Source organism: Litchfieldella rifensis (genome assembly GCF_042646605.1).
GTDB lineage: Bacteria > Pseudomonadota > Gammaproteobacteria > Pseudomonadales > Halomonadaceae > Litchfieldella > Litchfieldella rifensis.
In genome coordinates this window covers 62,933-83,689 of record NZ_JBHRUG010000001.1, presented here as the reverse complement: position 1 = coordinate 83,689, position 20,757 = coordinate 62,933, and the positions used below count along the sequence as shown (strand labels likewise).

At 59.2% G+C, this 20,757-nt stretch carries 17 protein-coding genes; 12 read left to right on the top strand and 5 right to left on the bottom strand.

Annotation, left to right across the window (positions count from 1 at the left end; translation table 11 throughout):
* Window positions 1-160 precede the first annotated feature (160 nt).
* The 5 genes from ACFOEV_RS00365 to ACFOEV_RS00345 all read left to right on the top strand — a co-directional run bounded on the left by ACFOEV_RS00365 (window position 161) and on the right by ACFOEV_RS00345 (window position 7,299).
* Entirely contained in the window at window positions 161-2,206 is a 2,046-nt protein-coding gene (locus ACFOEV_RS00365; protein ID WP_386770448.1) for a hydantoinase/oxoprolinase family protein, read from the top strand.
* Window positions 2,203-4,176: a hydantoinase B/oxoprolinase family protein gene (locus ACFOEV_RS00360; protein ID WP_386770446.1), complete on the top strand. Its 1,974-nt coding sequence runs from the start codon at window positions 2,203-2,205 to the stop codon at window positions 4,174-4,176. Before ACFOEV_RS00365 ends, ACFOEV_RS00360 begins: the two co-directional genes overlap by 4 nt.
* Before the next feature lie 95 nt (window positions 4,177-4,271).
* Window positions 4,272-5,219, top strand: coding sequence for an AraC family transcriptional regulator (locus ACFOEV_RS00355; RefSeq protein ID WP_386770444.1), 948 nt, complete (start codon window positions 4,272-4,274; stop codon window positions 5,217-5,219).
* 75 nt (window positions 5,220-5,294) lie between these two features.
* Window positions 5,295-5,570: a cupin gene (locus tag ACFOEV_RS00350; RefSeq protein ID WP_386770442.1), complete on the top strand. Its 276-nt coding sequence runs from the start codon at window positions 5,295-5,297 to the stop codon at window positions 5,568-5,570.
* Window positions 5,571-5,925: 355 nt separating this feature from the next.
* Window positions 5,926-7,299 (top strand): aspartate aminotransferase family protein, encoded by a 1,374-nt coding sequence (locus ACFOEV_RS00345; protein ID WP_386770440.1) that lies wholly within the window; start codon window positions 5,926-5,928, stop codon window positions 7,297-7,299.
* Between the two features lie 180 nt (window positions 7,300-7,479).
* Here the strand turns inward: ACFOEV_RS00345 and csiR are convergent, their stop codons facing one another.
* The gene (gene csiR / locus ACFOEV_RS00340; RefSeq protein ID WP_386770438.1) at window positions 7,480-8,166 is read right to left on the bottom strand and encodes a DNA-binding transcriptional regulator CsiR; all 687 of its coding nucleotides are present in this window, start codon (window positions 8,164-8,166) and stop codon (window positions 7,480-7,482) included.
* A gap of 175 nt (window positions 8,167-8,341) precedes the next feature.
* On the opposite strand from csiR, the gene glaH reads away from it, so the two are divergent.
* The 6 genes from glaH (at window position 8,342) to ACFOEV_RS00310 (ending at window position 13,291) form a co-directional block, all read left to right on the top strand.
* Window positions 8,342-9,322: a glutarate dioxygenase GlaH gene (gene glaH, locus ACFOEV_RS00335; RefSeq protein ID WP_386770436.1), complete on the top strand. Its 981-nt coding sequence runs from the start codon at window positions 8,342-8,344 to the stop codon at window positions 9,320-9,322.
* Window positions 9,323-9,423: 101 nt separating this feature from the next.
* Window positions 9,424-10,617, top strand: coding sequence for an L-2-hydroxyglutarate oxidase (gene lhgO, locus ACFOEV_RS00330; RefSeq protein WP_386770435.1), 1,194 nt, complete (start codon window positions 9,424-9,426; stop codon window positions 10,615-10,617).
* Window positions 10,618-10,876: 259 nt separating this feature from the next.
* Complete coding sequence (hemN, locus tag ACFOEV_RS00325) at window positions 10,877-12,262, top strand: oxygen-independent coproporphyrinogen III oxidase (RefSeq protein WP_386770433.1); 1,386 nt, start codon at window positions 10,877-10,879, stop codon at window positions 12,260-12,262.
* A gap of 46 nt (window positions 12,263-12,308) precedes the next feature.
* The gene (locus tag ACFOEV_RS00320) at window positions 12,309-12,542 is read left to right on the top strand and encodes a hypothetical protein (RefSeq protein ID WP_386770431.1); all 234 of its coding nucleotides are present in this window, start codon (window positions 12,309-12,311) and stop codon (window positions 12,540-12,542) included.
* Window positions 12,524-12,922 (top strand): SirB2 family protein, encoded by a 399-nt coding sequence (locus ACFOEV_RS00315; protein ID WP_386770429.1) that lies wholly within the window; start codon window positions 12,524-12,526, stop codon window positions 12,920-12,922. Before ACFOEV_RS00320 ends, ACFOEV_RS00315 begins: the two co-directional genes overlap by 19 nt.
* Window positions 12,923-12,970: 48 nt before the next feature.
* Window positions 12,971-13,291, top strand: a complete 321-nt coding sequence (locus ACFOEV_RS00310) for a carboxymuconolactone decarboxylase family protein (RefSeq protein ID WP_386770427.1) — start codon at window positions 12,971-12,973, stop codon at window positions 13,289-13,291.
* A gap of 73 nt (window positions 13,292-13,364) precedes the next feature.
* Here the strand turns inward: ACFOEV_RS00310 and ACFOEV_RS00305 are convergent, their stop codons facing one another.
* The 4 genes from ACFOEV_RS00305 to ACFOEV_RS00290 form a co-directional block, all read right to left on the bottom strand.
* Window positions 13,365-14,648 carry an MFS transporter gene (locus tag ACFOEV_RS00305; protein WP_386770425.1) on the bottom strand — a complete coding sequence of 428 codons (1,284 nt, stop codon included), beginning with the start codon at window positions 14,646-14,648 and terminating at the stop codon, window positions 13,365-13,367.
* Between the two features lie 22 nt (window positions 14,649-14,670).
* The gene (locus ACFOEV_RS00300) at window positions 14,671-16,320 is read right to left on the bottom strand and encodes an MFS transporter (RefSeq protein ID WP_386770422.1); all 1,650 of its coding nucleotides are present in this window, start codon (window positions 16,318-16,320) and stop codon (window positions 14,671-14,673) included.
* A 383-nt stretch (window positions 16,321-16,703) separates the two neighbouring features.
* Window positions 16,704-17,369 carry a two-component system response regulator NarL gene (gene narL, locus ACFOEV_RS00295; protein WP_386770420.1) on the bottom strand — a complete coding sequence of 222 codons (666 nt, stop codon included), beginning with the start codon at window positions 17,367-17,369 and terminating at the stop codon, window positions 16,704-16,706.
* A gap of 3 nt (window positions 17,370-17,372) precedes the next feature.
* Window positions 17,373-19,280, bottom strand: coding sequence for a histidine kinase (locus ACFOEV_RS00290; protein WP_386770418.1), 1,908 nt, complete (start codon window positions 19,278-19,280; stop codon window positions 17,373-17,375).
* Window positions 19,281-19,444: 164 nt separating this feature from the next.
* Between ACFOEV_RS00290 and ACFOEV_RS00285 the strand changes: the two genes are divergently transcribed.
* The gene (locus ACFOEV_RS00285; protein WP_386770416.1) at window positions 19,445-20,704 is read left to right on the top strand and encodes an MFS transporter; all 1,260 of its coding nucleotides are present in this window, start codon (window positions 19,445-19,447) and stop codon (window positions 20,702-20,704) included.
* The last annotated feature ends 53 nt before the right edge of the window (window positions 20,705-20,757 follow it).

Below are 20,757 nucleotides of genomic sequence, written 5' to 3'. Positions count from 1 at the left end.
CTGGCTGATTCGTGAGAAGGTGGTTACCCACACTACTTTCATTTTAACAAATCAAACTATAAAAGCTGAATAAGTAGCGGAAGAGCTTCCGTTGCGTCAACCATGACACCGATTCCACGAGAGTAGGTGTTTCCGTAGTAAAAACAATAGAGGAATGAATATGCCTGATCTTCGAGTCGCCGTTGATGCTGGCGGAACCTTCACAGATGTTTGTATTTACAACACGTCTACCCAGGATTTCCGCGTCACCAAAGTGCCATCAACGCCAAATAATCCAATGCAAGCTGTGCTGAATGGCGTCAAGCGTGGAGAGATTGATCTGGCGGATGTCGAACTGTTTTTCCACGGCACCACCGTTGCTACCAATGCGCTGATCACGCGTCGATTTCCCGAGGCGGCCCTGGTCACCACGAAGGGCTTCCGCGATGTGATCGAGATCCGCGATGGTACCAAGGATAACCTGTGGGATGCCTACGCAGATGTCAGCGGTCCTTATATTAGGCGCCGTGATCGTTTCGAAGTGACCGAGCGCGTGGACTATGCCGGCCAGGTGGTGACCCCTCTTGACGAGCAGGAGGCCCGTGAGCTGGGGCGCAAGCTGAAGCGTCGGGGAGCCACGACGATTGCGGTGTGCTTCATCAACTCCTATGCCAACGTGCAGAATGAGCAGCGCATGCGTGAAATACTCGAGGAGGAGATTCCGGGCGCCAATGTGTCAACTTCATCGGAAATCCTTCCAGAAATCTTCGAGCATGATCGCTTCAATACAGCGGTGGCTAATACGGTGCTCGGGCCCCTGGTGTCGGACTACGTCAAACAGCTCGATGATGAGCTGAGTGCGGAGGGCTATGCCAACGATCTGCTGCTCCTGCATTCCGGTGGGGGTTCGATGACCCCTGCCATGGCCAAGCACTTCCCTGTGCGCCTGGCGGCGTCCGGTATCGCGGCGGGTGCGATTGCCGCTAAGCATATCGCCGAGCAGTGTGGTTATTCGAATGCGGTGGGCCTGGATATGGGTGGTACGTCCACTGATATCTCCCTGATCCACGATGGTGAGCTGCGTGTGACGAAGCAGTGGGGTGTGGAATACGGTCATCCCATTGTTTTCCCGAGCATTGAGGTACTGACCATTGGTGCCGGTGGTGGCTCGCTTGCCCATATTGATATTGCCGGTGCCTTGCGCAACGGGCCGCAATCGGCTGGTGCGGATCCGGGGCCAGCATGTTACGAGCGTGGAGGCACTGAACCGACTAATACCGATGCCAATCTGGCACTCAATCGTCTGGGTACCAGCTTGGCGGGCGGCGCGCTTGCCTTGAACAGAGAAAAGGCCATCCAGGCGATTGACGAAAAGGTGGGGCAGAGCCTGGCGTTAAGCACGGCGGAAGCGGCACAAGCCATTCTTAAGGTAGCTAACGCCAACATGGCCGATGCCGTGCGGCTGGTCTCAATCCGCCGCGGGCTCGATCCACGTGATTTCGCCCTGATTGCCTTCGGTGGTGCGGGGGCACTGCACGGTGCTGAAGTGGCCAAGGAGCTTGGCATTCCGGTGGTTATTGTGCCACCCAACCCGGGGGTGACGTCGGCGATGGGGTGCCTGCTTGTCGATATTCAGCACGATCTATCGATGATGTACACCGCCGGTGCCGCGAGCGCCGACATCGATGACCTCAACAGGCAATTCCGCTCCTTGGAAGATGAAGCCGCTCACCGCCTGCGTCACGAAGGCGTTGCCGACGAAGATGTGGTGCTTCAGCGTGGCATATCGATGCGCTACCAGGGCCAGTGGCGCTCGCTTCAGGTGCCGATGGGCAGCGGTAAGGAGTCACTGAAAGAGGCGATCGAGATGTTCCACCATGAGCATGAGCGGCAGTTCTCTTTCCGTCAGGATACTCAGCCTGTGGAAATCTATCAGCTGCATTTGCGTGCCGTGGGCAAAACACCCAAGCCTGCATTTGCGCCGTGTGAACCGGCGGCGAATACCCTGGCAGAATCCCATGCTCGTCGCGATGTCTTCTTTGACGGTAAATGGCATGATACCCCGATTTACGATCGGAGTACCTTGCCGGTCGGCTTTGAACTGGCGGGGCCTGCCATCATCGATCAGCTTGACTCCACCACCGTGGTTCCGCCCGATGCGGTGGCCTCTATCGATGAGTGGAAAAACATCAGGATTCGAATTGTTCAAGCAGGAGAGGAGGCATGAAAATGGTATATAACAAGAAGGATAGTACACTCGAACCGGTCACCTTCGAAGTCTTGAAAAATGCCTTCGCCACCAGCGTGGATCTGATGAGCGAGCAGATACTTCGTACCTGCTATTCGTTTGTCATCTACTCGCGTGATTTCTCATCGGCGTTGTGTGATGCGCAGGGCAACACGGTGATGCAGGGCAGCGGTGATATTGCGGTGCATGTTGGTACCCTGCATTTTCAGTGTAAAGCCGTGCTGGAGGAATTTGAGGGAGATATTCAACCGGGCGATGTGTTTGCCATCAATGATCCGTATCGGGGTGGTACGCATCTGAACGATGTCAGCTTCATTCGTCCTATCTTCGTCGATAATGACATCATCGGTTTTGCGCAGAATAAAGGTCACTGGGCTGATATTGGCGGTAATGTACCCGGCTCATTCGATGTGAATGCCAGCACCCACTTCAGTGAGGGACTGCGCATCACGCCAGTCCGGGTCTGGCGCTCGGGTGTCTTCCTGCATGATGTCGCACAGTTGCTGGTTTCCAACACGCGTGCGCCCAGCCAGGCCATGGGTGACCTGCAGGCTCAGGCGGAAGCAACGGCAGTCTGTGAGCGTGAAATTCTGCGGTTGGTCGACAAGTATTCAAAAGAGACCGTTGTGGCGGCCATGCAGGAAACGCAGGATTACGTCGAGCGGATTGTATTGAAGAGTCTGGCCGGCATGCCGCAAGGTGCATGGGAAACGGTCGATTACCTCGATGCTGACCCTGCGCTGGGCGAGGGCATGGTGCCCATTCGCATCAAGCTTAAGCTGGATGGCAACGGCATTCACTATGACCTGTCCGGCTCGGCACCAGCAGTATCCACCTTTCTGAACTCCGGGTATGGCACAACATACTCCGCCATTTATGCAGGCACCAAGACGTTCTTTCCCGATGTCCCGCTGAACTCTGGATTCTATCGCGCGGTGACGGCGAATATCGGTGAAGAGGGCAGCGTGGTGAATGCCGGGTGGCCCCATGCGGTAACGGGCTTCTGCTCCGGCCCTTATGAGAAGATCATGAACGGCATCTTCGAGCTCTGGAGTGGCATTATGCCCGAGCGTGCCATGGCCTGCGCCTTTAACTTGGAGTACCTGTTGATCGGCGGCAACGATGGGCGTACCGAGAACACGACCTATTTCATGTGGTACGACTGGATGGCCGGTGGCTGGGGTGGCCGCCAGACCAAGGATGGCTCGTCGGCGACTTCCCCGGTGTTTGGCACGGGCCTGGCGGTTCAGCCGGTGGAAGGCCAGGAGCGCTTGAACCCCGTGCTGACGATGTGCCACGAGATCAGCATGGATTCCGGCGGCCCAGGACGCTTCCGTGGAGGGTGCGGTGTTGAGAAAGGCGGGGTGCTCACCCAGGTCGACAAGACCGTCATGAGCTACTGCTGTGATCGCGGACGTTCGGTCACCTGGGGCGTCAATGGGGGGTTACCTTCCGTGCCCCATGGCGTGTGGATCAATAAGGGGACTTCGGATGAGAAGTACCTGGGTGCCTCTTTCTCGAATGTTTCGGTACGCTCGGGTGATACTTTTACCCGCCCCTCGGCTGGTGGAGGTGGCTTTGGTGATCCGCTTGAGCGTAGCGCGGAGGCCGTGCTGGAAGACGTGATTGACGGCTACGTCTCGGTTGCCCGTGCTGAGCGTGACTATGGTGTTATCATCAAGGTGAACGATCCGGACGTGGATGATTATGAAATCGACGACGAGCGTACGGCCCAGGCCCGAGAGTGGATCCGTGCCCATCGTCGTGAGTGGCTGGAAACGGCGCCCGAGCATATCGCTAAGCAGTACCGCGATGGCGAGCTGGGTGTGCTGGATGTGATTCGTCGCTATGGTGTGGTGCTTGATTGGGGAACGGGGGAGCTGTTGGAAAAGTCGACTCAGCAGTACCGTGAATCCCTGCGCAAGCGCTCATCGGATTACTGGTCATGATGGTTCGGTTAGTGTGATCGCGATGACCCTTGGAAAGAACATGCTTTGCAGGGGTCTCGCTACCACCATGATGCGATCAGAGTGAGGCAAACAACATGAACAATATCAAGTCGATGTTAACGTCAAATTCTCAGGATCGCTGGACGCAACTTGTTTCCCAGACATACTTTCCACTGACTTTGAGTTACGGTAATCACCAAGCGAAGTTTCAGGGCTCTCTGAAAGTGTGGAAGGCAGAGGGTAGTGACTATTCTTTGTCGCGCTTGTGCTCTGATAAGGCTGAATATTCACGCTGTCATTCGCAGATTGCTCAGGATAATCACGCCTCTTTTCTTGTTACGATTCCACTTCGGGCCAATGTGTTTTTTTCTCAGCATGGCCGGAGTCTGAACTGTCCACCAGGGCATTTTATCGTTGAGCAGGGTGAAGCTCCGTACCGTTTTGGCTATGAAGCACCGAACGATATGTGGGTCTTCAAGATTCCGAGCCAATCGATGAAGAGCCGCATTCGCCGCCCAGAGCGTTATTCGCAGCACTGCTTCTCTGCGGAAAAGGGGATTGGGTGCGCTTTTGTCGAGTTTCTGATGATCTGCTCGCAGCGTGTCAATGAGTGCAGTGTTGATGATCAGAATCGTCTGTTCGAGCAAGCACTTAGCATGCTATCCCTGGTGCTTGAGCAGGATGAGCGGGTGCTGAACAGCGACCAGTCGCATATGAAAACCGCTCACCTGATGCGTATCGAGCGTTATATCTCTGCTAATCTTGGTAATCCTGACCTGACACCTGCCCGAATCGCGGCGTTCTGCGGCATTTCTTTGCGCTACCTTCATAAGCTGTTTTCCGGCTCTGGGTATACGGTGCGCGAGTGGGTGCGTGTGCAGCGACTGGAGGCCGCGCATCGCGATCTCGAGGCCTCGCCGGATGGTATTAATATTGGTGAAATCGCTTATCGCTGGGGGTTTTCGGATCAGGCCCAGTTCTGTCGTGTGTTTCGGCAGCAGTTTGGTTATTCTGCGAGTGAGCTGCGCAGCAATTTCACATGATAAAAGCGCTTAAAAGAAATGCAATAATCATGTGTCGCAACTTGAGGCCGCCTTGCATTATCAAGGGGTACTTCTATGAAAAGATGTTCAGCTACCAGCTATCTACAGATTGATAACAGCCAGGTCATTTTACCCGCTCGGACTTTTTCTTCTGGCTTCGAAACCGGTTGGCACTGCCATGGATACAATTATGTCATTGTGCCAATCACTTATGGCAAGATGCGGCTGGAAACTTCAGAGGGGAAGCGTCAGGTCATGCTGGAAGCGGGTGTTTGTTACAACCGAGTGGAAGGCACAGAACATAATGTGATCAATGACGGCGATACACCCCTTCTCATTTGTGGACATTGAACTCAAGTAAAGAAATCAACCATAACGTCGATAATGCGTGCGATTAGTGCAATCACCACAACCGACTTTAGCGGAATTAATGGATAGCATTGAGCCAGGAGGGCTCGGCGCTATGGTTGCCGTCGAGCTGTTCGAAGATGGAGATGTGAGAAAACCGGCGAAGACGCTTGCGAGCCAAGTGGTTGCAAAGGCAAGGGAAAAAAATCTGATTATTTTGTCCTGTGGCACTCACGGAAACGTATTGTAGATATTGGTGCCCCCACACGGCCACAAACGAGCAGCTCAGTCGAGGCTTGGAAATTATCCGTCAATGCTTCGAAGGGCTTGATTGACCCTAACCCTTAAGGACCCAGCCATGAACAAGTATAATTCGGCTTTGGCCGGCAAAGACGTGCAATATCAATTGCATCCTTATACGGACGCCATACTGCACCAGGAAGTCGGCCCATTGATTATTGAGCGGGGCGAAGGCGTCTACGTTTTTGATGACCAGGGCAAGCGTTACATAGAAGCCATGTCAGGCTTGTGGAGCGTTGCGCTGGGGTTCAGCAACCAGCGATTGATCGAAGCTGCCGAACGGCAGCTTCGCACGCTTCCCTTTTATCATCTGTTCAGTCATAAGTCTCACAGTTCCAGTATCGAGCTGTCAGAAAAGTTAATCGAGTTGGCACCAGTTCCGATGAGTAAGGTTTTCCTGACGAACTCGGGCTCCGAAGCAAATGACACGGTCGTCAAGCTAATTTGGTATCGTAACAATGCGATAGGGAAGCCTGAGAAGAAAAAATTCATTAGTCGCCGGAACGCATATCACGGGATCACAGTTGCAAGCGCTAGCCTGACAGGACTACCTCCTAACCAGCGAGGCTTTGATGTTCCATTGCCAGGTTTTTATCACGTCAGCTGTCCACATCATTACCGCTATGCGCAGGATGGGGAAACTGAGGAGCAGTTCGCTGATCGTCTGGCCGATGAACTGGAAAGCGTCATACTCAGTGAAGGTCCTGAAACGATCGCGGCTTTCTACGGTGAGCCGTTGATGGGAGCAGGCGGGGTAATCGTTCCTCCTCGAACCTATTGGGAAAAGGTACAGGCGGTTTGCCGTAAGTACGATATCTTGATTGTTGCTGATGAAGTCATCTGCGGCTTCGGAAGGACAGGAAACATGTTCGGCTGTGAAACATTCGGCATAACCCCCGATGTTATGGTTGTGTCAAAACAACTGTCATCATCGTACCAGCCAATAGCCGCCGTCCTGGTCAATGATACTGTCTTTGAAGGCATCGCAGACCAGAGCCACGCCTTTGGCACGCTTGGCCATGGCTTCACCGGTACTGGGCATCCAGTTGCGTCTGCCGTCGCGTTGGAGAATTTGAAAATCATAGAGGAAGAGCGGCTGGTCGAGTATGCGGCCGAAATGGGGGACTTGATGCAGGCTGGTCTGGCCCGGTTCAAGAGCCATCCACTTGTAGGCGAGGTTCGTGGACATGGGCTGATTGCGGCAGTAGAACTGGTAGCCAATCGCAGTACGAAAGCCCCATTGGACGTAGCAGGCAAGCTGGGCAAGTTTCTGGCCGGCCGTGCCCAAGAGCACGGAATGATTACGCGAGCCATGGGTGATTCGATAGCGTTCTGCCCGCCTTTGATCTCAACCCAGGAGGAAATTCAACTGGTGCTAGATACCTTCGGTCGTGCGTTGGACGATACAGCTCGTTGGTCCGGCCTAGTGTGACTGACGAACCTTCCGATAGCGCACCAATGAACGCAACGACCAAGGTGAGGAGACCCTGATCGATATCGTTACAGCGTTCATAACGAATCCGTTGCCGGTACGGGGCCCTCCGCCCTTGGGAGGCTTCCGTACTGGTGGCAATAGGGTTCGATCTGGCGCAGATATCGAGCCGTCCCTGGGCTAGAGCAGACCGCGGGACTCCAGCTCCCTGGCGATGATTGGCACCGGGGTTATCAGGTGCTCGTGCATCAGGGCGCATGCTCGGTCGCTGTCCCGGGCGAGAATCGCCTCCACCAGGTCGGCATGCTCCTGGCGCTTGGTGGCCAGTGCCTGCTCGGAAAAGACCGTCTTGCGCAGCCACAGGTGGCGGTATCGTTCTGCCTGATCGAAGAGATGCTCCCGCACCCGCAGCAGATGGACCGAGCCGCAGCCAGCCATGATGGCCTGGTGGAAAGCCTTGTGGCGGGCATCCCAGATATCTAGCACCTCATCGGGGCCGCTCACCTCCACCACCTTGGAGAGGGTATGGGCGTGGGCGAGGATTTCCGCCTCCCATTCATCGTCGCCGCGTTCGATGGCCAGGCGCAGCAGCAGCCCCTCCAACTGGGAGCGGGCATCGTAGAGATCCTCCAACTCCTCCCGGGACATGGGGGCTACTCGAAAGCCCCGCTGGCTTATGGCGACCACCAGCCGCTCCCCCACCAGTTGCGATAGGGCCTCCCGCAGGGGAGCGGCTCCCAGCTTGTAGCGCGTTTTGAGATGGCTCATCAACAGCTTCTCCCCGGGCAGGAAGGTGCCTCGGATGATGTCGCGTTTGAGCCGGGTGTAGGCGCCGATGCCCTGATTTTGTCGAGGAAGGGGATCCATGCTTTTCTCCTTTTCTAATTGACATTTTACCTCATGTGCCACTGAAAGAGGAAATGGATATACAAATCGTTAATGGAATTCATAAACCAATAAATTTGACAAAATTAAATAATGTAGATATTTTTTGATTGTGTCATCAGAAAAAGATGCCTACCCAGCTACTCAGGAGCCCACCATGAACGCTATCAATCAGCTTTCCGACGCCGCCATGGCGCTGCCCAACGACATCCAGGGCTTCACCCTGGAGCCCAGCAGCCACTCGCCGCGTCTGCTCGACCTGACCTTTCCTCGCGAGGTGGTAGAGGCCTTCCTGGCGGCTGTGGCCGACTACCCGGTGCAGGCCCTGGAGTACAAGTCCATGCTGCGCTACCGGGTTGCAAAGATCCTCGACGATCTGTGCGGCAACACCCTACAGCCGATGTTGATCAATACCCTGGTGGATCGTGCTACCGGCGGCCTGCAGGTAACCCCGGAAGGACTCGACGATGTCGCCCAGGCCGAGGAGATGGTGAAGTTCGCCACCGCCGTGGCCCACCTGATGGGGCGATCCAACTACGACGCCATGAGCGGCGAGTACTACGCTCGCTTCGTTGTCAAGAACGTCGACGAATCCGACAGCTACCTGCGTCAGCCGCACCGGGTGATGGAACTGCACAACGACGGTACCTTCGTCGAGCAGGACACCGACTATGTGCTGATGATGAAGATCGATGAGCAGAACATGGAAGGCGGCAACTCCCTGTTGCTGCACCTGGACGACTGGGACGAGCTGGAGCGTTTCTACGGCCACCCTATGGCCCGTCGCGAGATGCGCTGGAGCGCGCCGCCCAGCAAGAAGGTGGTCAAGGATATCTACCACGCAGTCTTCGATGTGGATCGCGAAGGGCGCCCGATCATGGCCTATATCGACCAGTTCGTGCAGCCCAAGAACTTTGAAGAGGGCAACTGGCTCACCGACCTCTCCGACTCCCTGGAGAGCAGTCCGGCGATTCTCTCCGTGCCCAACCCGGTAGGCAGCTTCCTGTTGATCAACAACCACTTCTGGCTGCATGGTCGCGATCGCTTCACCCCGCATCCCGACCTGCGCCGCGAGCTGATGCGCCAGCGCGGCTACTTCACCTATGCCAAGACCCTGCGCAATCCGCGCCAGAAGTAAGCAATATCACCGGGGCCGCGCCATGCTTGGCGTGCCCCGGCATTCACGTCTCTTCCAGCACTGGGGGAGGCGTACCCCTTGACGAGACGACGAGGCCTGCGGTGTACGACTTTATTATCATCGGCGGTGGCATCATCGGCATGTCCACCGCCATGCAGCTGATCCGGACCTACCCTGATTGCAAGATGCTCCTGGTGGAGAAGGAGCCCGGCCCTGCTCACCACCAGACCGGCCACAACAGCGGCGTGATCCATGCAGGGGTTTACTATACCCCGGGCAGCCTCAAGGCACGCTTCTGTCTGGAGGGCAATCGTGCCACCAAGGCCTTCTGCGACACCCACGGCATCGCCTATGACGAGTGCGGCAAGCTGCTGGTAGCCACCAACGATCTGGAGATGAAGCGCATGCAGGCGTTGTGGGAGCGCACCGAGGCCAACGGCCTGGAGCGAGAGTGGCTCTCCGCCGTCGAGCTCAAGGAGCGCGAGCCCAATATCAACGGCGCTGGCGGCATCTTCGTGCCTTCCAGCGGGATCGTGAACTACGCCGAGGTGACTCAGGCCATGGCCGGCGAGTTTCAGCGCCTGGGCGGCGAGATTCGCTACGCCACCGAAGTCAACGGCCTCGAGGAGAGTGCCCAGGAGGTGGTGGTCAAGACCTCCCAGGGCGCGTTCACCAGCCGCTACCTACTCTCCTGCTCGGGGCTGATGGCCGATCGGGTGGTGCGTATGCTGGGGCTGGATCCCGGCTTCATTATCTGTCCCTTCCGCGGCGAGTACTACCTCTTGCCCGAGAAGCACAACCAGATCGTCAACCACCTGATCTACCCGATTCCCGATCCCGCCATGCCGTTTCTGGGTGTGCATTTGACCCGCATGATCGATGGCTCCGTCACCGTGGGCCCCAATGCGGTGTTGGCGCTGAAGCGCGAAGGCTATCGCAAGTCGGATATCTCGGTGGGAGACATGGCCAAGATGCTCACTAATCGGGGGATCCTCAAGGTTCTCAAGGCCAACCTGAAGCCTGGCCTACACGAGATGAAGAACTCCCTGTTCAAGGGCGGCTACCTAGAGGAAGTACGCAAGTATTGCCCCAGCCTCACCAAGGCGGATCTCGGTGCCTATCCGGCAGGGGTGAGGGCCCAGGCGGTTTCCAAGGATGGCAAGCTGGTAGACGACTTCCTGTTCGTCAATACCAAGCGCACCGTCAATGTCTGCAATGCGCCGTCGCCGGCGGCTACCTCGGCGATCCCCATCGGCGCGCATATCGTCGAGAAGGTACGGGCACAAGTGGCCTGACAACAGGGTTTGCGAGCCTTTGAGGATGATGCTTGTGCAGCTTGATGTCGATGTCCCTGCTCCCGGATGAGCTGATGAAGAAGTTCCTTGGTTGCTAGCAAAGGATGACTTCTATAGCCCAGTCGATCATCCGGAACCCTACATATAGGGACTACCTCTTAACGGGTAACGACTGGCGAGGGTGTGGATGGCATACTGGATGGCATGCGACGGCAATCCCGCGGGCATGCCGCCACCCGTTCAAGAGGCTGTTTTCGTCATGTCACACGATCCGCTATTCAACCGCCCCCTGGTAGAGAAGTACGACCGGCCGGGACCGCGCTATACGTCCTACCCCACCGCGCCACAGTTCAACACGGCTTTTGCCGAGGACGACTACCGCGCTGCCGCCGAACGCAGCAACCGGGCAGCGAACCCCAAGCCGCTGTCGGCCTATGTGCATATCCCGTTCTGCAAGAGCCTTTGCTACTACTGCGCCTGCCACAAGATCATCACCCACAACAGCGAGCGCGCCGCCGAGTATCTCGAATGGCTCAAGCGCGAGATTGAGGTGCAGGGCGCGCTGTTCGACGACACCCGGCGCATGACCCAGTTGCACCTGGGGGGAGGGACGCCCACCTACCTGAGCAATGCCCAGTTGGGGGAATTGATGGCGGCGCTGGACGCCGCCTTCCATTTCGCTCCGACTGAAGAACGCGAGTTCTCGCTGGAAGTCGATCCGCGCACCGTGATGCCGGAACAGATCCATGAACTACGAGGGCTGGGCTTCAACCGTCTGAGCTTTGGGGTGCAGGACTTCGATTCGGACGTGCAGCGTGCGGTCAATCGTGTACAGAGCGAGGAGCAGGTGGCGGCGCTGGTGGCGGCGGCTCGTGAGGCGGGTTTCCGGTCGGTCAGCGTCGACTTGATCTACGGCTTACCGCTGCAGACGGTGGCCAGCTTCGACGCCACCCTGGACAAGATCATTGCGCTGCGCCCGGATCGCATCGCCGCCTACAGCTATGCCCACCTGCCGGAGCTGTTCAAGGCTCAGCGCTTGATTCGCCCCGAGGACATGCCGCCGCCGGAACGCAAGTTGGAGCTGTTGGAACTGACCATCAGACGGCTTTCCGATGCCGGCTACGTCTATATCGGCATGGATCACTTCGCATTGCCCGACGACGAGCTCAGCCTGGCACGCGAGAACGGTACCCTGCAGCGCAACTTCCAGGGTTACTCCACGCATGCCGATTGCGACCTGATCGGACTCGGCATCACCGCCATCGGCAAGGTCGGCGACAGCTACAGCCAGAACGTCAAGGAGACGGCCCAGTACCAGGCGCGCCTGGAAAGCGGGCGTCTAGCGGTGATGCGGGGTTATCGGCTCAACGACGACGACCGCCTGCGTCGCGATGTGATCAATGAACTGATGTGCCATGGGCATATCGACTTCGCGACCATCGAAGCGCGTCATGGCATCGTCTTTCGCGACTATTTCGCCGCCGCGCTGGCCGAACTGGCCTCGCCCCGCGCCGACGGCCTGATCGAGCTCGATGACACCTCGCTTACTGTGCTGTCGGCCGGGCGCCTGATGATGCGCAACCTGGCGATGGCCTTCGATGCCTATCTGACGCCCAACCAGCAGCGCTTCTCGCGTACCGTCTGAGCCGCTATCCAGGCGACTGGTCATCGTCGATTCCGGGGTCACCGATATGCCGTTTCCTGCTTTGCCGCTTCCGCGTGTCCAGGCCCAGCTGATACGCTTCATCGATCCCCGGGTACCGCTGGCGCTCAAGCGGCGGCTGGTGGAGCCGATGCTCAACCGCACCTTCGCCGAACCGCTGTTGGAGGGGGAGGTAGACGGCGTCAGCGCCCTCGTTCACGGCACGCTTCAGGGACGACAGACGACGACAAGGAAGACCAAGGCATGGCCAGCTACTTTCTGATCAAGCATCTGCACATGACCGCCGCCGGCATGAGCCTGGCGCTGTTCGTGCTGCGTGCCTGGTGGTCGGTGCGCGAGTCGCCACACTTGCAGCATATGTGGGTGCGGGTAGTGCCGCACCTGATCGATACCGCGCTGTTGGTGCTCGGTGTGTGGTTGATGGTGATGCTGCGTTTCTGGCCGCATCAACACCCTTGGCTGGCTGCCAAGTTAATCGGACTAGTGGTCTACATCGTGGTGGGGACCGTGGCCATCAAGCGCGGTCGCACGCCCATGCAGCGAGCAGTGGCGGCCATCGCCGCCGTGCTGGTGTTCATATATATCATTGGCGCGGCGGTACAACACCATCCTCTCTCCTGGCTCTCACTTGGGCTAGCCTGAACAGGGCAGTCTTCCAGAAAGCTGATAACCCGATAGAGGAGACCGACGATGGCCAACCACGATCTGCCTTCCGGCGCCGGCAAGGTCGCCGAACGCTATCCCGAGGTCTGGGATGCCTATGCCGCTCTCGGCGAGGCCTGCGCCGAGGCCGGTCCGTTGGACGAGCGTACCCGGCGCCTGGTCAAGCTGGCGCTGGCCGTGGGTTCGCGTTCCGAAGGTGCGGTGCACTCGCATGTGCGACGTGCCCTGGAGGAGGGCATCGGTGCCGAGGAGCTCAAGCAGGTGGCGCTGTTGTCGATCCCCACCGCCGGCTTCCCGACCGCCGTCGCCGCGCTGACCTGGATCGAGGATATCACCGGCGCCGAGTGAAGCCAGGCTTGTCATCCTCAAATTCAAACAGCGCGCCCGTACCCACAGGCCGGGCGCGTTGCCATGTGGCGTGTCACGCCTGTTGCGGTGCCGGCGTGGCGATGACGGCAGGTTGGTGATAGCGGTCCCGGGTCAGCAACGGGACGCGACGTTCGGTCCACCACATCCAGACGATCGATACCAGGGTCACCCCGAAGCACAGCATCCACACGCTGGTCGCGATGCCGGTGACATCCACCAGGGCGCCGAACATGATCGGCAGCAGGAAACCGCCCATGCCGCCGGCCAGGCCGACGATCCCCGACACTAGCCCCAGGTTGCGGTCGTACTCGTTGGACAGGTACTTGAACACCGAGGCCTTGCCGATCCCCCAGGAGATACCGACCACGAACAGCGCGAACGTGAACAGCCAGATCGGCACCCCGAAGCTGAACTCCAGCCGCGAGCCGTCCACCGCCTGGATGGCGTAGTGGGTATGCGGATAGGACATCACGAACAACGCCATGAGACTGGCCCACATGCAGCTCCAGGTCACGGCATGGGCGCCGAAGCGATCGGAAAGCCAACCACCGAAGGCGCGGATCACCCCCGAGGGCAGCACGAAAATGGTGGCGACCAGCGCGGCCAGCTGGATGCCCATGCCATATTCCTGCATGTAATAGCGGGTCAGCCACAGCGACACTCCCACGTAGCCACCGAACATCACTGAGTAATACTGGCAGTACTTCCAGATCTTAGGGTCGTTGAGCACTCGAAGCTGATCGCGCAGGGCCGGGCGCTCCTGCTGGCGGTGCGTCGGGTTGGTGAAGGTGAAGAACCAGAAGATCAGCGCCGTGATCAGCATGATCGCGGCATACAGGTTGGGTACCGCCTGCCAGCCGAGCACGATGATCACCGTGGGGGCAATATACTTGGTGACCGCCGCCCCGGCGTTACCGGCGCCGAAGATACCCATCGCCAGGCCCTGGCGGTCGCGCTCGAACCACTTGGCGGTATAGGTGATGCCGACCGAGAACCCGCCGCCGGCCAGGCCGACGACGGTGCCCAGTGCCAGGAGTTGCCAGTACTGGGTGGCGAACTGCACGGCCCAGATGGCGGGGACGGTGGCCAGCATCAGCAGCATGAACACCGGGCGGCCACCATAGCGGTCGGTCAGGGCGCCCAACGGCAGTCGCACCAGCGAGCCGGTGAGGATCGGCAGCGCCGCCAGAACCCCAAACTGGGTATCGCTGAGACTCAGCTTCTCGGCGATGGGCACGCCGATCTCGCCGAACATCGTCCACACCATGAAACACATGGTGAAGGCGAAAGTGTTGGCGGTCAGCACCGAGTACTGCTTGAAACGAGAGGATGCCATGTTCAGTCGCTCCTTGCCGTTATCACGGATTCTTCACGTAGGCGCTCTTGCGCAGGTAGAACCACCAGTTGACGACCAGGCACACTGCGTAGAACACCGCGAAGCCGTACATGGCGAGTTCAGGGGTGCCGGCCTGGATCTGCTCACCCATCACCCGCGGGGCGATGAAGGCGCCATAGGCGGCGACTGCAGAGGTCCAGCCCAGCACCGGCCCTTTACGCTGTTGATCGAAGATCACGCCGATGCTGCGGAAGGTGGATCCGTTACCGATGCCGCTGGCGGCGAACAGCACGATGAACAGGCCAAGGAATGTCCAGAAATAGGCATTCGGATCACTGGAGTTGTAGGCCAGCATCATCACGTAGCCGACGCCGAGGGAGGCGGCGACCATGATCGCCGAAATGGTCTGGGTGACGATGGAGCCGCCGATCTTGTCGGAAATCCAGCCGCCGATCGGCCGGATCGCAGCACCCACGAACGGTCCCATCCATGCCCAGGTCATGGCACTGGGGGCATTGGGGTTGGCCACCCGCTCCAGGCTGCCGTCGGCGGCCACGTTCATCATCGAGCCGAAGATCACCTCGATGGAGAGCGGCAGGGCCGCCGAGAAGCCGATGAACGAGCCGAAGGTGGCGATGTACAGAACCGTCATCGACCAGGTGTGCTTGTCGTGGAAAATCGCGAACTGCTTCTGGATATTGGGCTTGATCTCGCCCGGAATCAGACGCATCAGTCCAAGGGTCAGCACGATGGTCAGCGGCAGGGCCAGCCACATGTTGAGTACGCCCAGGCCCACCGGAGGGGGCAGCATCAGATAGATGCCGACGGCCGAGGTGACCAGGCCCAGGTTGTAGAGTCCAAGGATCTTGCCGAAGGCCGCCAACGGGGAGCCGGGGTTGGGGGTAATGGTGCGCAGGTTGTTCATGCCGAACCAGGCCGCGGCGCACAGCGGTACCAGCACTACCACGCCGACCAGGGCCGGGTTGTGCAGCCAGGTTGGGGTGCCCTCTGAAATGCGGCCGATCAGGGTGCCGCTGGCGCGTACCAGCTCCATGGGATCGCCGGAGAACACGCCGAACACGGCGGCGGTCATCGACAGCGGAATCAGGATCTGCATACCGGTGACGCCGAGGTTACCGAGGCCGGCGTTCATGCCCAGTGCGTAGCCTTGCTGTCTCTTGGGGAAGAAGGTGCTGATGTTGCTCATCGAGCAGGCGAAGTTACCGCCGCCGACGCCGGAGACCAGCGCCAGGAGCTGAAAGACCCACAGTGGCGTGTGTTGACTCTGCAGGGCGAAATAGGCGCCAAGGCAGGGAATGATCATCAGCGCCGTGGTCAGGAAGATGGTGTTGCGCCCGCCGGCGATACGGATCATGAACGATGCCGGAATGCGCAGGGTGGCACCGGCAAGGCCAGCGATGCCGACCAGGGTGAAGAGCTCTGCCTCGGAAAAGGGAAAGCCGAGGTTGTTCATCTGCACCGTCAGCATGCCCCACATCTGCCAGTAGCCGAAGGCCACCAGCAGGCAGGGAATGGAGATCCACAGGTTGCGGGTGGCGATGCGCCTGCCCTGCTGTTGCCAGAATGTCTCGTTCTCGACGTCCCACACATGCAGGTCGCCATTGAGCCGAGGCTTGGCCAAGGCCTGTAAGTCGACATTGGTATTGGACATATCCGTCCCCTCGCTTGCGTGATTCCTCACCGCCAGCCGTGAATTTCACTGGCGCCAGATATCATTGACAAGAAGAAAGATATGCTGTGAAACCGAGCGAATAAACGTGGCGAAAATCGCCGAAAATGGTGGGAATACCTCTTTCTAGATACGAGGGGTATGACGTCAATCAATTGATTTGTAAAAAGTCTGTCTGGCAGATCAAGACGGGAAATCGATATGTCGATGCCGGGACTTTTTTGGAGGTATCCATAAAAAGTCCCGGGAGTATCGGTGGGGATATTACGGCTTGAGAGGTCGGAATCGGAATGGGCTTCGAATGGTTTAGCTGAGGCACCGCTATACCACAAGGAGAAAGGAACGCAGCAGGCCGTCGATATTTCCTACGTTTCCAGCCCTTCCTGAACCGCCCATACTGCCGCCTCGACCCGCGAGCGCAGGTTGAGCTTCTTGAGCAGGTGCTTGACGTGTACCTTGACGGTGCCTTCGCTGATATCGAGCTTGCGGGCGATCAGTTTGTTGGACAGCCCGGCTGCCAGTTCGCGCAAGATTTCTCGCTCGCGCTGGGTCAGGCTGTGGATGTCCGGCGTCGCGGGGGCCGAGCGTTGCTGGCGCAGGGCCGCGGCAAGCAGGGCAGTGAGGTTCTCGCTGATCACCATGCGGCCCAGGGCGGCCTGGCGCAGTTGGCGCACCATGTCCTCGGGCTCCATGTCCTTGAGCAGGTAGCCGTCGGCGCCGGCCTTCAGGGCGGCGATCACATCATCCTCGCTGTCGGAGACGGTGAATATCACGACGCGCCCGGCGAAATTCGCTTCGCGCAGCCGCTTGAGGGTCTCAATGCCGTTGAGCCCTGGCATGTTGAGATCCAGCAGTACCAGGTCGGGATCGAGCTCCGTAGCCAGACGGATGCCCTTTTCCGGCTCGCCGGCTTCACCGGCCAGCACCAGGTCATCCTCGAGTTCGAGCAACTGCTTGACGCCACGGCGCAGCAGCGGATGGTCGTCGATGATCAGGATGCTTGCCGGTGTGTCTTGCTCTGACTTGGCCATGGGTCAGGTCCTGTTCCCTTCGGTTATCGTGGCTAGCGCTTCTGACGACGTCGTTGGCTGTTGGGCGATCAGGCGCGCGGTCTGTGGCATGAACTCCAGCATGACCCGGGTACCCCCGGACTCGCGATTGCTTACCTGCAATTCGCCACCCAAGGTGTGGGCACGATCACGCATGATCACCAGGCCATAATGCTGTGGTGGAGAGTCGCCGCTGGCAAGTCCGATGCCGTCGTCTTCGATGCGAACCTGAAGCTTGGCATCGGCGAAACGTACCGTGACCCCTGTCCAGTGAGCCTGGGCATGCTTGTGGGTGTTGGCCAACGCCTCGCGGACGATCTGCAGCACGTGGATCTCTTCATTGGGGTTGAGCAGGTGTGGCGGCACGTCGTAATCGAGCTCCACGGGCGTCATCATGCGTTCGGCGAACTCATCGGTCGTTTGGCGCAGTGCCGCCTGCAGGCCAGGTGTCTCCAGCTTGAGGCGGAAGGTGGTCAACAGTTCGCGTAGCTGACGATAGGCGCTGTTGAGCCCGGTGCGCAGCTCATCGAGCACCTCGGCCTGGGTCTCGGGGGGGATCTGCTTGGCCTGCATGCGCTCGAGCCGTGCCACCTGCATCTTCAGGTAGGAAAGCGACTGCGCCAGGGAGTCGTGCAATTCGCGGGCGATGATGGTGCGCTCGTGCATCAATGAGACTTGCTGCTGCTCTTCGATGCGCCGTTGCAGATAGATCGCCGTGGCCAACTGGTCGGATAGCGCGTTGAGCAGGCGTCGTGTGCTGTCGCCGAGGCCTCTGGCCTTCGAGTAACTGATCTCCAGCGTGCCGAGCAATTCGTCACCGACACTCACCGGCAGCAGCAGGCATTCGGTGTCGGGGCCCTGTTCGACCTGAAGTGGCCGGGGATCGATCAGACAGGCATAACAATCGTGGTCACGACAGTATTCCGGACGGGTCGCCGAGTGGGTGGCGAGGATCGGAATCTGGCGCTCGTCCTGGGGGTCGTTGAGTGACAGCCGGATGGGGCCGATATCCAGCAGCGATTCCAGGTCGCGTAGCATGGGCGCCGCGCTGGCGCATAGATCGTTGCCGCCGCCATACAGGGTGCGGCTGCCGTCGTGGAGGATCTGCATCGCCCGGTTGCTGCGCTCGAGTTCCTGCTTCTTGCGCGACACGCGCTCTTCGAGCTCGGCATAGCTGGTGGCCAGTTCCTCGGCCATGGTGTCGAAGGTGCGCCCCAGCAGTGCCAGTTCGTCGCTGCCCTGCAGGCGGGTGCGATAACGGAAGTTGCGGTGTGCCGCCTCACGGGCCAGTACCACCAATTGCCGCAGTGGGGCGACCAGGTTGTGGCGAATATCGTAGAGCACGATGGCTATCACCACCGCGGTCAGCGCCAGGAACAGGATCTGCAGCAGACTGAGCAGGCGAATCTTCGATTCACTGTTCTGCTCGAGCAGGGTCACTAGTGTGTCGATATCGCCAACCAGGCTGTCCAGGGTGGTGTTGAGAGCCGCGGTCCGTACCTTGTCTCCCTTGATGGCTGCGTTGATTTGCGGTGCCAGTTCCTCGTCCCAGCGGCCATGAATCAGACGATATTGGCGTTGCAGGTCGTGATCGGCGGGTGCGGGAATGCTGCCGGTCAGCTCGGGGCTGTCGAGCCGCTGCGCGAAGCGCTCGGCCAGGTGTATGACCTGCTCGCGCGGTTCGGTCGTAGGTTGCTGTTCGTAACGTTGCAGGGCGACGATGATCTGGTAGGTATTCATGCGCAGCGAGCCGGCCATGTTGATGGCAGCGGCGCCGCCGCGACTACCACTGGCCACCATCATGGTGACCGCGATACTGATCAGCGCCATCACGCTGATGGCGAGCAGCGACGCAGTGATACGCGCGACCAGGGAGCGTTGCAGGAGGTTCATCGAGTCAGCAAGCCCCTCCGGGGGCGGGTATCTTGAAGCGTCTGACTATAGCCTAGGTCGTAAGTAGGGAATCTACCTCGAAAGTGATATCTCCGATGCTCTTTTGACGCCATTGGTCCCGCAATCGAAAATTTCTCGTAATTATCTCACGAGATCTTTTCGCCATGATACCCACCACGGGAGCCACTTTGCCCGCCCCTAGCCTTGGCTACCGGCCACTGGTGGTCATCCTGTTGTCGCCACTGGCGTTTGCCCTGGTGTTCGCCTGCTGGACCATTTTCGCCGTGCTTGGCGTCGAACTGCGTAGCACTCTGGGCCTCAGTGAACTGGCCTTCGCCGGGTTGCTGGCGAGCCCCATGCTTAGCGGTGCCGTGGTCAGCCTGCTGGCGGCACGGCTGGCCGAGCGTGTGGGCGGCCGACGGGTAATGATCGCCTGCCTGTGGCTGGTGTGCCCCTTCCTGTGGTGGATCGGTCAGGCACAGCATTACGTCGAGTTCCTGCTGGCGGGGGCTGGCCTGGGGGTAGGCGCCGGCACGCTGGTGGCGGGTCTGGTGCGGGTAGCGACATGGGGGCCATCGCGGCATGCCGGCCTGGCGCTGGGGTTGTATGGCGCCGGGATGCTGGGTGCGGGACTGAGCTACCTGCTGCTGCCTCTGGTCAGTCAGGCCTACGGCTGGCGTCTGGCGCCTTCCCTGTATCTCCTGCTGATCGTGCTCGTCGCACTTCTGCTGTGGTTGTTTGCCGACGATTCGGCATCCACAGTGTCGTCGCATGCGCCACGCCCTCGTTACCGAACATGGCTGCCGTATTGTTGGGCAGCCTGGCGGCTGGCGTTCTACTACAGCTTCTTCTTCGGTGCCTTCGTGGCGCTGGCACTGTGGCTACCGAGCTATCTATCCGCGCAATACCACCTGCCACTGGCCAGTGCCGCGCTTTGGTCGCTGGCCTTCACTCTGTCCAGTGGACTGGGTCAGATCGTCGGAGGCGCGCTGGCTGACTGGCGCGACTTCCGTAGCCTTCGTTGGTGGGTCGGTCTATGGGTGTTGGCTTGCCTGTTCTGGCTTTCCTATCCCAGCTTCTCGATCAATATCCAGGGCGTGAAGGGCGAGTTGGTCTTTAGCTTCCATATGCCGCTGTGGGGGTTCGTCGCGCTATTGGTCATCATGGGGTTGGCGATGGGCATCGGCAAGGGCAGCCTGATGCGCCTGATCCATCGCGATCACGGCGAGGACATGGCCCGCGTAGGAGGGCTGGCGCTGGCCTTGGGCGGGCTGTTCGCCGCCATGCCGCCGTTGATGTTCGCGCTCGGCGATACCTGGATCGGCATCCGTACCGCCGGCTTCATGTTCCTCTATGCCGTGCTTGGCGTGTGCATGCTGGTGATGCTGTGGGAGCAGCTTCATGCCCCACGGTTACAAGCCTGAACCAATGACGTAACCCGCATGACACGGGCCTCTATCCCCTTGTGGGTAGAACC

Excerpts from the sequence above, each read along its gene's own strand:
- ACFOEV_RS00350 (WP_386770442.1), top strand. The coding sequence starts at position 5,295 with ATGAAAAGATGTTCAGCTACCAGCTATCTACAGATTGATAACAGCCAG.
- ACFOEV_RS00305 (WP_386770425.1), bottom strand. The coding sequence starts at position 14,648 with ATGGCATCCTCTCGTTTCAAGCAGTACTCGGTGCTGACCGCCAACACT.
- narL (WP_386770420.1), bottom strand. The coding sequence starts at position 17,369 with ATGGCCAAGTCAGAGCAAGACACACCGGCAAGCATCCTGATCATCGAC.
- ACFOEV_RS00320 (WP_386770431.1), top strand. The coding sequence starts at position 12,309 with ATGCCGTTTCCTGCTTTGCCGCTTCCGCGTGTCCAGGCCCAGCTGATA.
- ACFOEV_RS00300 (WP_386770422.1), bottom strand. The coding sequence starts at position 16,320 with ATGTCCAATACCAATGTCGACTTACAGGCCTTGGCCAAGCCTCGGCTC.
- hemN (WP_386770433.1), top strand. The coding sequence starts at position 10,877 with ATGTCACACGATCCGCTATTCAACCGCCCCCTGGTAGAGAAGTACGAC.
- ACFOEV_RS00345 (WP_386770440.1), top strand. The coding sequence starts at position 5,926 with ATGAACAAGTATAATTCGGCTTTGGCCGGCAAAGACGTGCAATATCAA.
- ACFOEV_RS00365 (WP_386770448.1), top strand. The coding sequence starts at position 161 with ATGCCTGATCTTCGAGTCGCCGTTGATGCTGGCGGAACCTTCACAGAT.
- ACFOEV_RS00285 (WP_386770416.1), top strand. The coding sequence starts at position 19,445 with ATGATACCCACCACGGGAGCCACTTTGCCCGCCCCTAGCCTTGGCTAC.
- ACFOEV_RS00360 (WP_386770446.1), top strand. The coding sequence starts at position 2,203 with ATGAAAATGGTATATAACAAGAAGGATAGTACACTCGAACCGGTCACC.
- csiR (WP_386770438.1), bottom strand. The coding sequence starts at position 8,166 with ATGGATCCCCTTCCTCGACAAAATCAGGGCATCGGCGCCTACACCCGG.
- ACFOEV_RS00315 (WP_386770429.1), top strand. The coding sequence starts at position 12,524 with ATGGCCAGCTACTTTCTGATCAAGCATCTGCACATGACCGCCGCCGGC.
- ACFOEV_RS00310 (WP_386770427.1), top strand. The coding sequence starts at position 12,971 with ATGGCCAACCACGATCTGCCTTCCGGCGCCGGCAAGGTCGCCGAACGC.
- glaH (WP_386770436.1), top strand. The coding sequence starts at position 8,342 with ATGAACGCTATCAATCAGCTTTCCGACGCCGCCATGGCGCTGCCCAAC.
- ACFOEV_RS00290 (WP_386770418.1), bottom strand. The coding sequence starts at position 19,280 with ATGAACCTCCTGCAACGCTCCCTGGTCGCGCGTATCACTGCGTCGCTG.
- ACFOEV_RS00355 (WP_386770444.1), top strand. The coding sequence starts at position 4,272 with ATGAACAATATCAAGTCGATGTTAACGTCAAATTCTCAGGATCGCTGG.